Origin of the sequence: Pseudobacter sp., assembly GCF_051955275.1 — a bacterium.
GTDB lineage: Bacteria > Bacteroidota > Bacteroidia > Chitinophagales > Chitinophagaceae > Pseudobacter.
The window spans coordinates 1-9,324 of the sequence record NZ_JBQCGW010000096.1; the positions used below are offsets into that span (position 1 = coordinate 1).

General features: G+C 50.4%; 9 protein-coding genes. 3 read left to right on the forward strand and 6 right to left on the reverse strand.

Annotation, left to right across the window (positions count from 1 at the left end; genetic code table 11):
* Nucleotides 1–1,758: gliding motility-associated C-terminal domain-containing protein (locus tag ACTHMC_RS08080; protein ID WP_440412431.1), on the forward strand; the 1,758-nt coding region annotated here is incomplete at its 5' end.
* Nucleotides 1,759–1,762: 4 nt separating this feature from the next.
* Here ACTHMC_RS08080 and ACTHMC_RS08085 read toward each other — a convergent pair.
* The 4 genes from ACTHMC_RS08085 to ACTHMC_RS08100 form a co-directional block, all read right to left on the reverse strand.
* Entirely contained in the window at nucleotides 1,763–2,452 is a 690-nt protein-coding gene (locus ACTHMC_RS08085) for a hypothetical protein (RefSeq protein ID WP_440412432.1), read from the reverse strand.
* Between the two features lie 57 nt (nucleotides 2,453–2,509).
* Nucleotides 2,510–3,394, reverse strand: a complete 885-nt coding sequence (locus tag ACTHMC_RS08090) for a helix-turn-helix domain-containing protein (RefSeq protein WP_440412433.1) — start codon at nucleotides 3,392–3,394, stop codon at nucleotides 2,510–2,512.
* Nucleotides 3,395–3,474: 80 nt separating this feature from the next.
* Nucleotides 3,475–4,257, reverse strand: a complete 783-nt coding sequence (locus tag ACTHMC_RS08095) for a DNA alkylation repair protein (RefSeq protein ID WP_440412434.1) — start codon at nucleotides 4,255–4,257, stop codon at nucleotides 3,475–3,477.
* A gap of 137 nt (nucleotides 4,258–4,394) precedes the next feature.
* Complete coding sequence (locus tag ACTHMC_RS08100; protein WP_440412435.1) at nucleotides 4,395–5,159, reverse strand: SDR family NAD(P)-dependent oxidoreductase; 765 nt, start codon at nucleotides 5,157–5,159, stop codon at nucleotides 4,395–4,397.
* Nucleotides 5,160–5,561: 402 nt separating this feature from the next.
* On the opposite strand from ACTHMC_RS08100, the gene ACTHMC_RS08105 reads away from it, so the two are divergent.
* A complete protein-coding gene (locus ACTHMC_RS08105; protein WP_440412437.1) occupies nucleotides 5,562–6,263 on the forward strand; it encodes a response regulator transcription factor in 702 nt (233 codons plus the stop codon).
* 84 nt (nucleotides 6,264–6,347) lie between these two features.
* Here the strand turns inward: ACTHMC_RS08105 and ACTHMC_RS08110 are convergent, their stop codons facing one another.
* Both ACTHMC_RS08110 and ACTHMC_RS08115 read right to left on the reverse strand, forming a co-directional pair.
* Nucleotides 6,348–7,022 (reverse strand): hypothetical protein, encoded by a 675-nt coding sequence (locus tag ACTHMC_RS08110; protein WP_440412438.1) that lies wholly within the window; start codon nucleotides 7,020–7,022, stop codon nucleotides 6,348–6,350.
* A gap of 124 nt (nucleotides 7,023–7,146) precedes the next feature.
* Nucleotides 7,147–8,682: a S10 family peptidase gene (locus ACTHMC_RS08115; RefSeq protein ID WP_440412440.1), complete on the reverse strand. Its 1,536-nt coding sequence runs from the start codon at nucleotides 8,680–8,682 to the stop codon at nucleotides 7,147–7,149.
* A gap of 382 nt (nucleotides 8,683–9,064) precedes the next feature.
* Here ACTHMC_RS08115 and ACTHMC_RS08120 point away from each other — a divergent pair.
* On the forward strand, nucleotides 9,065–9,324 hold a 260-nt coding region (locus ACTHMC_RS08120; RefSeq protein ID WP_440412442.1), incomplete at its 3' end, for a hypothetical protein.

Below are 9,324 nucleotides of genomic sequence, written 5' to 3' on the forward strand. Positions count from 1 at the left end.
AATGACCTGGGAGATGATTACGACTGGCAATTGTTTGATGTTACTGACCGTAACCCGAATGATGTATTCTTTGATAAAAGCCTGGTAGTGACCGGCAACTGGTCAGGCACCACGGGCCTCACGGGCGCATCTGCCCAGGGCGTTCCCAATCTTGTCTGCGGCAGTCTCAACAATGCTGTGAAACCTACATTCACCGCCATGCCCAACCTGGTGGAAGGACGGCAGTACCTGCTCCTGATCAGTCATTTTACCAATTCTCAAAGCGGCTATGGGCTTGAGTTCAAGGGCGGAACAGCCCTGATCGAGGACCCCCGGCCACCCAAAGCCGACAAGGCCTGGGCTGGTTGCGGAGGCACTACCGTTACCGTTAAGCTGGATAAAAAACTCTTCTGCAGCAGCCTGGCCGCGGATGCCAGCGATTTCACCCTCAGTCCCATGCCTGGTGGCATGACCATTCTCAGGGCCAGCAGCTCACGCTGCGATGTGGGCATGTTTGATGAAGACACCGTAATGCTCACCCTCAGCGGGGCACTGCCTCCCGGCAATTACAATGTGGTGATCAACCGGGGCAGCGATGGCAATACCCTGCTGGATGAGTGCAATAAAGAAGTGCCACCGGGCTCCCTTGTGCCCTTCAAAATACTTCCCTTTGCATATACCCCTATGGACAGTATCAAGCCGGCAGGCTGTGCGCCTAAGTCCATGGAACTGGTATTCTACAGGCCGATGTTATGCGCTTCCATTGCAGCCAATGGCAGTGATTTCCGGGTAACCGGCCCTACTGCCGTAAATGTGGTACGTGCATCAGGCAATTGCATCAACGGTTTGTCGTCTACCATCCGCGTGGAATTTGCAGGGCCGATACAGACCAATGGTGTTTACCGGCTCGAACTACAGCAGGGAACAGATGGCAATACCATCCTGGATGAGTGCCGGCAGGAAACGCCGGCTGGCTCCTTCCTGCTCTTTACCACCAAAGACACGGTGAATGCGGATTTCAGCTATAATATCCGATGGGGTTGTAAAGCAGATACCGTAGACTGTTCACATCCCGGCGCCAATGGGGTTACCCACTGGCTCTGGAACTTCGATAACAGTGCTACCAGTGGTGCACAGAATCCCAGTCATAGCTTCAAAGAGTTTGGTTTCAAGAAGATAAAACTGATGGTCACCAACGGCGTTTGTGCCGCTACCAAAGACACCATGGTGCACCTGGATAATGAACTGGATGCCCGCTTTGCGATGCCGGATGTGCTCTGCCCGGAAGATATGGCTGTGTTCAAAGACAATAGTATCGGCCGGAACCTTACCTGGGAATGGGATTTCGACAACGGCTTCCGGAGCATTGCCAGGGAGCCACAGGCACAGCGATACCCGAAAGTTGTAACCGGCAGGTCCAGGTTCCACCGTGTACAGCTTATTGTAAAAGATGATATCGGTTGTGCAGATACGTTAGTGAAAAGATTGCAGGTAGTATATACCTGTTATATCGATGTTCCCAATGCATTCACGCCCAATAATGATTTCAATAACGATTATCTCTACCCGCTCAATGCTTATAAAGCCACCAACCTGGAGTTTGTTGTGTTCAACCGGTACGGGCAGTTGCTTTTCCGGACAACGGACTGGACACGCAAGTGGGACGGTACTTTCAAGGGGCAGCCACAGCCTTCCGGCACTTATGTGTGGATACTGAAATACACCAGTGAAACCGGGGAGAAGGTGGTGAAGAAAGGCAGCACTGTTCTGATCCGCTGAATTCTTATTTCCAGAATCCCTGTGCGTGGATCTTATGTGCGGGTACGCCCTGCTGTTTCAGAATTTTACGGAGCTGGTGCACCATCCCGGAATTACCAGCCAGGTAGAACTGACGTTCCGGGTGATCATGGATCAGTACCGGACTGTGTTCTATTTCCCGGATACTCTCCGCTGTGCTGATGCTCAGGCTGGGGAAAGATGCTTCGAAGGCTTCCCGGTGCATTTCATTTCTTACTATGATACTGCCGGTGATCTTACCCAATCCGTTGGTGAGCTGCATCAGCGCAAAGAAATGCCCGATGGCGCTGGGATCTCCCAGGAAAACCTGCTCTGCCGCATCCACGGGCGCTCTGCCATAGGAATCGATACCTATATACACCAGTGGGTCTCCTGCCTGTAATGATTGTGCCCACTGGCTTCCCGGGCCATCATGGGCGGTATCGATGAAGAGGGAGCAGCTCCTGGTGGTTTCATCCCAAACAGCTGGTGTATAATCCCTGTAACGGCCTGTATTTACTTTACATTTTATGCGTTGTACTTTCTGCCAGTTTTCCATTCTTGCATCGGGCAGGTGGATACGGAGTTCATACATGCCTGCATAATGCTGCAGCACGTACAATACGGTTCCTTTCTTTGCGAGGGCTGATTCCAGCAGCCCGGTGATCCTGTGTTTGATGCCTGTTGCCTGTTCCATGTACTGTTATTTTATTATGCAAAGCAACAATCAATGGCGGGCATGGGGAATAGACGATCAGGGGAATTGATTGGACAAATCGCGGTGCCTGACCCGGAAGTCGAGCGGACTGCAGCCGGTCACTTTTTTGAAGAGCCTGCTGAAATAAGTGGGGTCATCGTAGCCTGTTCTGTACGCAATCTCTTTGGCGGTAAGATCTGTGTGGACCAGCAGCCGTCTGGCTTCCAGCAGTATCTCCTGCTGGATCCAGTAACTGGCGGTAAAACCTGTCTGCTGCTTCACCACCTCATTGAGGTAAGCGGTGGAGATATTCAGCATCAAGGCGTATTGCCCGGCGGATTTTGCCATCATGGAATGTTCCTTTACCAGTTTCCGGAATTCTATCAGTAAACCATCGGCCCTGCTTTGTGGTTTGCTGTTACGGCCATGGTGTTGCGCCAGCGCAGCGGCGAACATACCGGTGAATGCCTGTACCAGCGAACGTTGTACGTTCAGCTGAACGGCGTGGTGAAGGGGCTGGTTGACATTCTCGAGCAAGAGCTGCATACAGCGAAGCAGGGGAGAGGTTGACTCCAGGTTGATATATTGCCGGGAGGGTTGTTCATATTCAAAGATCATACGGCTATGGTTGTCGAGCACCGAAGGATCGGCCGCAATGAAATAACCGGAGCTGTACCTGCCGATATAATGATGGATCTGGCCGGGCCTGATATAACCGGCAACAATGCCCTCCAGGCGCAGGCTCTCGAAGTCTACCAGTATTTCGGTGAAGCCACTGTCCTGCACGTAAAAAACGTAATGATCATCCCGGTGTTTTTCCAGGGCGGGCGAGTCTTCCGTTTCTGTACCTACTTCAAAATACTCCACGGTAAACCCCGTGGTATTGGCGAGCTCCGCGGTATGTACGGGAATAATATCCTGTTTCTTTTTCTTTTTGCTCATACTGAATGAATGCAAGTTCCGCAGGATGGGGCTGTGCGGGGTTACGAATTACGGAAACTTACTTGCAGGAACTGTAATTCTTATTGGGAGAGTTTGCCCAGCTTCATGTAATGCTCTTTTTGCCTGGCCGGCAGTTTTTCAATGGCGTAGCGCAGGAAGGTCCTGGGCAGATAAGCTCCATAATCATCCAGGAAACTGATGAGGCGTTGGGGCGCCTGTTTGCCGGCTTCGCGGATCCAGCCGCCGGCGGCTTTGTGGATGAGGTCTTCCTGATCGTGCACCAGTAATTCCGCAATATTGAAAGTATCTTCTGTTTCTTTTTTCCGGATGAAATATGCCGTGGCAACAATGGCTGTTCTTCGTTCCCAGATATTCTTCGAGCGGGCGAGCTTGTACAGTGGCTTGCGTGATTTGTCGAAGAGGTATTGTCCTACTACGTATTGAGCGGCCAGGTCCACCAGGTCCCAGTTATTGATCCTGTCGTGGCGGCGGAGGTAAAGCTCATACAATTCTTTTCTTCGTTCAGGGCTGGTCTTTTTGGAGCGACCCTGTTTATCCATAATGCTCATGGCGCCTGCGCGGACCTCATGGATGGGGCTGTCCATCAGTTTTTCCAGCTGAGCGGGTTCCATATCTATGAATTCAGCGGCCAGTTTGAAGAGGTGGCCCATGCGCACGCCGATGAACTGGTCGCCTTCGCCATACTGCCCTTCGCCGGATTTGAAGTAACGGCGGATCTTTTTCAGTTCTTCGTCAGACTGCAGTTCGTATAATTTTTTGGTGAAGGCGGCGGCTGTGGGGCCGGCCTGGGAAGCAGATGATGCGGATGGAGCAGTCTTGCTGGTTTTGCGGGCAATGGTCATATTGGTAGATTGACAGGTAAAAGATAAGGGAAATAAGGACAGCCCGGAAGGTTAACCTACAGGCAGCGGCCTTCGCCATATAAAAAGCCCCCGGCGGCGGCCGGAGGCTGGAATAAAAAAATGAACATTTACGTTTATTACATAACACTCAGTCCGCCGTCGATCACCTGCGTGGTGCCGGTGATGAACTGGCTTTCGTCGCTGCCCAGGAAAAGCACCAGTTGTGCGATCTCCAGGGGTGCGGCGTACCGACCGAGTGGAATGGTCTTTTCCAGGTTCTTTTTGGCTTCGGCCGCATGGCCTGGAGCAAAGCCTTCTTCGAGGGAACGCATCATCCTGTTGTCAACAGGAGAAGGATGCACGGAGTTCACGCGGATACGACGGGGTGCGGCTTCCACGGCTATGGCCCGCATGATGCCCGTTACTGCATGTTTGCTGGTGATATAGGCGCTCACATCCGGACTGCCGTTAATACCTGCCACGGAGGAGGTATTGATGATGCTGCCGCCATCTTTCATGCGTGGCAGCACATACTTGATACCCAGCCAGGCGCCTTTTACATTCACGGCTATCACTTTATCGAAAACTTCTTCCGGGTATTCCGTGATGGGTTTCACCACGCCTTCTATTCCGGCGTTGTTGAAGAAGATATCTATCTTTCCGAACTGCTTTTCCGCTGCTGCAGCATATCGTTGCACGTCTTCCGATCGGGACACGTCCGCAGCAGCCCAGGCCAGGTTGTGGTGATTTCCCAGTTCTTCCGCTGTATTCTTCAATGCCTCTTCACTGATATCCACTAAAAATACCTTTGCGCCCTCTTCCAGAAATAAGCGGGCAGTGGTTTTGCCGATACTGCCGGCACCGCCGGTAATAATAGCAACCTTATTTTCCAGTCTCTTCATGATCTTGAAATTTAAATATTAGCAATAAAATCCTGTCAGATGTTTCGTTGAATGGCTCCGGAGCGGGATAAGGTCACAAAAAAGAAGATTTCCGTTGGGTTGTTGTGGGAAGACCACAAAGCTACTGAAAAATACTTACCCGGGAACCTTATATCGGGTACGTACGTCAGATAAGGAGGAACACTTAGGGAAGATTAATAGGATTTTAACTCTGAAAAAATACCGCCTCACTAAAACGCTTATTTACAATACAAAGTGTGAAATACTGACTGGAAGGGCGTTTTCACCTGATCATCTTGCGAAAATTTTCCCTAAATTTATTCTTTGTTACTGAAGGGTTTAAAACTGCCTCGTGTAACCGAATAATCTAATGCGGCTGTAAAACCTTACAATTATAACCTTATGCTATCCAAATTAACCAATGTTGCAATTGTTGATGACCACACTTTGTTCAGAAAAACGCTCAACAATTTTTTATCCTCCCAGGAAAACGTGCGCGTAGTACTTCAATCTCCAGACATTCCGGACCTTTTGGAAAAATTAAAGCATGAACATGTTGACATCCTCATCATGGATCTTTTCATGCCAAAACTTTTCGGCAGTGATGCTGTAAAGATCATCCAGGCGGAATACCCGGAGATCAGGATCCTGGTACTGAGCATGTGTACCGACATGGAGTTGCTCAGCGGCCTGCTGGATGCCGGCGTCTGTGGTATTCTCAGCAAAACAGACGAGCCCGAAGAACTGATCCAGGCCATCGTGGCGCTGTCTGAGCAGCGGATCTTCCGCAGTAAGCTCTTCACTGAAGCCATGTACTGGAACAAGCAGAACAACTTCAAAAAAACTGGTGCAGCCGATGTTCCGTTGAACGACCGTGAGCGGGAAGTGCTGCAGTTATTATGGGAAGAAAAGAGCAATAAAGAAATTGCCGATCACCTTTTCCTCAGTGTGCGCAGTATCGAAAAGATCCGCCAGGACATGAAGGAAAAGCTGGGCGTTAAAACCACTGTTGGATTACTGAAATTCGCGATTGCGCGAAAGATCATCCGCCTTCATTCACCTGAAGCGGATGCGAGCCTGCACATGGCTTCCGCATTCATGTAGGAGAACTGTTTTCATCAACATAAAGCCTGTAAAGCGATTGGGAACGCGTTACAGGCTTTTTTATTTTTTGTATAACGAAAGCGATCAGGGAAACTGGCTGAGGTCTTCGCGGTAGCGCAGGGTTTCTGTGGTCGCCCATTTCACTACGGTTGAGTCGATGAGCTTATCGTTATGCGCAGCCATATGTTCAAAACCAGCCCAGCTGTCTGATCCGATCAGAACGTACCAGTGATCGATTCTTCCCCCGTCAAAGGTTTTATAGGTCACAAAGAACTTCAGTTTACTCATATCACACCGGTTCCTGTACTGCCGGATCATCCACTCTGCCCTGTATTCATTCAGCACCTGCAGTGAGATCAGCTTCATGTATTTTGCACGAAGGCCCTGAGGGCCCGGACTGCTGAGATTGTTGATGGCAACCAGTTTGGAGGAGCTGATAAGATCCGCGTAGGGAACCGTATTCCTGGCATTGTCTGCGGCATCGCCATCGGGGTCAACCGGTTTGTCGAAGTCTTCGAATGCATGATCGATAGTAGCATCCATAAACTGCCCGCTGCGTGGTCCGGAGATAAAATACCAGCCATACCAGTTCCAGGTATCGCCTGCATTTTTATGCCATTGCAGGTGGCGCTTGTAGCCGTCTTCAAAATTTTTTTCCAGGCCGGCTTTGGGTTTCCAGGTAACAAACTGCGCCAGGCCCCTGCTTTGGGCGAACGTTATGGCGGGTGACAAGAGGATAAGCAGAATCAGGGTTTTCATGGTTTTTCTTTTAAAGGTAGGGATGCAGGCGCGCAGGCCGGATGCTGCTGGACCGTTTTATAGTCAGCTTAACAAAAAAAGGCAGCTACTGTGGCTGCCTTCCGTAAACGAGCGTTGGAAATATTCAATATTTCGCAGGCTTACCCGCCGGAGGCAGTGAAGCCTTGATGAACTGACGGATATCCTCATTCGAAGTTTCGAGATCGGCTTTGCGCAGGTACATCATATGTCCGCTGCGGTAGCCGGCAAAACTGAGCCGGTCCTTCAGTTTTCCGCTGGGATCGATATTCCACATGCTGTATTTGGCGTTGAAATAATCACAGGCGCCATCATAGTAGCCGCTCTGGATCATCACTTTCAGCCAGGGATTCTGTGCCATGGCCTGCCGCAGGTTCTCTCCGGTGCGGTCCTGTGTTCTGTCCCAGGGCTGTACAGGGCCGAACATATTGTACTTCAGGTCTGTCTTGTATTTCAGCTCTTCGCGCAGGTACATATTGATGGGCGGTGTAAAGGAATGCAGCCAGCTGGTGAGCTCGGCATTGAAGTCGGGTGTTTCATTGCCGTCGCTCCGGTCAACACCGAGGTAGCGGCTGTCGAGCCGGCCTACGGTGAATCCTTTATCGCGCAGCAGTTCTTTCCAGAATGCATTCACCGGCAGTACCAGGTTATTGCGATAGATCACATCTTCTTTGATGCCCGAGTAGCGTGCGATCTTTTTAGACAGTTCTCTCTTCTTCGTTTCTTCCACAAAACCTCCTTTTGCAAGCGCGGGCAGCAATTCATTCACTGTGAATTCCTCCACCTCCGGCAGCATGGCTGTGAGGTCTTTCTGTTGCAGGGAAGGCTCCAGTTTTTTATGGTACCAGGCAGTGGCTGCAAAATAGGGGAGGCGGTTGGCGCCGCTCACCGGTCCGGCCCTTTCAATATCCAGGTCGGTAGGAGATACCAGGATCACGCCGTTGAGGTACATCCAGTGCGTGTTCTGCATTTCCAGTGCCAGGCCTGAAACCCGTGTGGTGCCGTAGCTTTCGCCGATCAGGTACTTGGGACTGGCCCAACGGTTGACACGGGTCACAAAAGTGTTGATCCACTCGCCGAGATATTTGATATCGGCACGTGTACCGAAGAACTTGCTGGCAGGCGTGTTCTTGTCGATGATACGGCTGAAGCCGGTATTCACCGGGTCTACATAAACAATGTCTGCCACATCCAGGATGGAGTAAGGGTTTTCCTTGTAGCCATAGGGCTGAACAGGATAACCTTCGTCATCGATATTCAGGAGCTTTGGCCCTGTATAGGCAATATGCATCCATACTGAGGCGGAACCAGGTCCCCCGTTGAACGAGATCACGAGCGGGCGGCTCGCTTTGTCTTTTACATCGCTGCGCTCATAATAACTGTAGAAAACGCCGGCGATGATCTTGCCATCGTCATCCCATACAGGAATGGAGCCGGCAGTGGCGCGATAGGGGATACGCACTCCTTTTACCGTTACGGCATTTTCCGTGACAACGTTTTGGTCAGGGTTGAGTGTGCGGCTGGATAATGCAGGCTTTTCCTCCTTTACCGCGGGTGACGCCGCCGGGGCGCCTGGTTTGGTCTGGGCATTTCCCTGCGCGATGGCAAAACAGGAAATGAGGATCAGAGCAGATCTTTTCATATATTTTCTCCGTTTGGTTGGTGCTGGAATGCGGCAATCTAATGAAAAATGCCAGCAATCACAAAGCAGGGCCGTTCAACGGTTGTATTCAGGTTTTTCCGGTTAACGGAGTGGTGGTTTTACAGGAAAAAAAAGAGACACTTCAATTGTGGTAAAAAACAACTCTGTAGAAAAAAATTTAAACTGATGGCCTGCTGTTCGTTTTTTCAATATTATATGGAAATTTGTTTCGATAGCCTCCACTTTTACCTCTGCAATTTACAGATCCATTCCCTGTAAAACATTTCACGATCCATCTCGAAACAATAGTACAATACTTCGCCGCTTGCGGTGTAAGCATTGCTTTGTCTGATACATACTATTAATCATTAAACCTTCTTTTATGAAACATGAACATTCCGTTCAGGTAGCAACCCGTATTGCCCTGATCAGAGTGCAGCAGGACTATGCCGCTATGGTTCAGTCCGGCTCATTCTCCCTTCGGGATCTTTTCAATCCTGACGACTTCAATTTAGATGATTTCTGCCGGCAGTATAACCCTCACCCACAAACGGAGCAGCTGGTGGAAGTGGTGCAGGAGTTCGGACAACGTTTCAATATCTGGCTCCCCAATGCCCGCCATTACGTTACCAGCGCCACTTT

Excerpts from the sequence above, each read along its gene's own strand:
- ACTHMC_RS08085 (WP_440412432.1), bottom strand. The coding sequence starts at position 2,452 with ATGGAACAGGCAACAGGCATCAAACACAGGATCACCGGGCTGCTGGAA.
- ACTHMC_RS08090 (WP_440412433.1), bottom strand. The coding sequence starts at position 3,394 with ATGAGCAAAAAGAAAAAGAAACAGGATATTATTCCCGTACATACCGCG.
- ACTHMC_RS08095 (WP_440412434.1), bottom strand. The coding sequence starts at position 4,257 with ATGACCATTGCCCGCAAAACCAGCAAGACTGCTCCATCCGCATCATCT.
- ACTHMC_RS08100 (WP_440412435.1), bottom strand. The coding sequence starts at position 5,159 with ATGAAGAGACTGGAAAATAAGGTTGCTATTATTACCGGCGGTGCCGGC.
- ACTHMC_RS08105 (WP_440412437.1), top strand. The coding sequence starts at position 5,562 with ATGCTATCCAAATTAACCAATGTTGCAATTGTTGATGACCACACTTTG.
- ACTHMC_RS08110 (WP_440412438.1), bottom strand. The coding sequence starts at position 7,022 with ATGAAAACCCTGATTCTGCTTATCCTCTTGTCACCCGCCATAACGTTC.
- ACTHMC_RS08115 (WP_440412440.1), bottom strand. The coding sequence starts at position 8,682 with ATGAAAAGATCTGCTCTGATCCTCATTTCCTGTTTTGCCATCGCGCAG.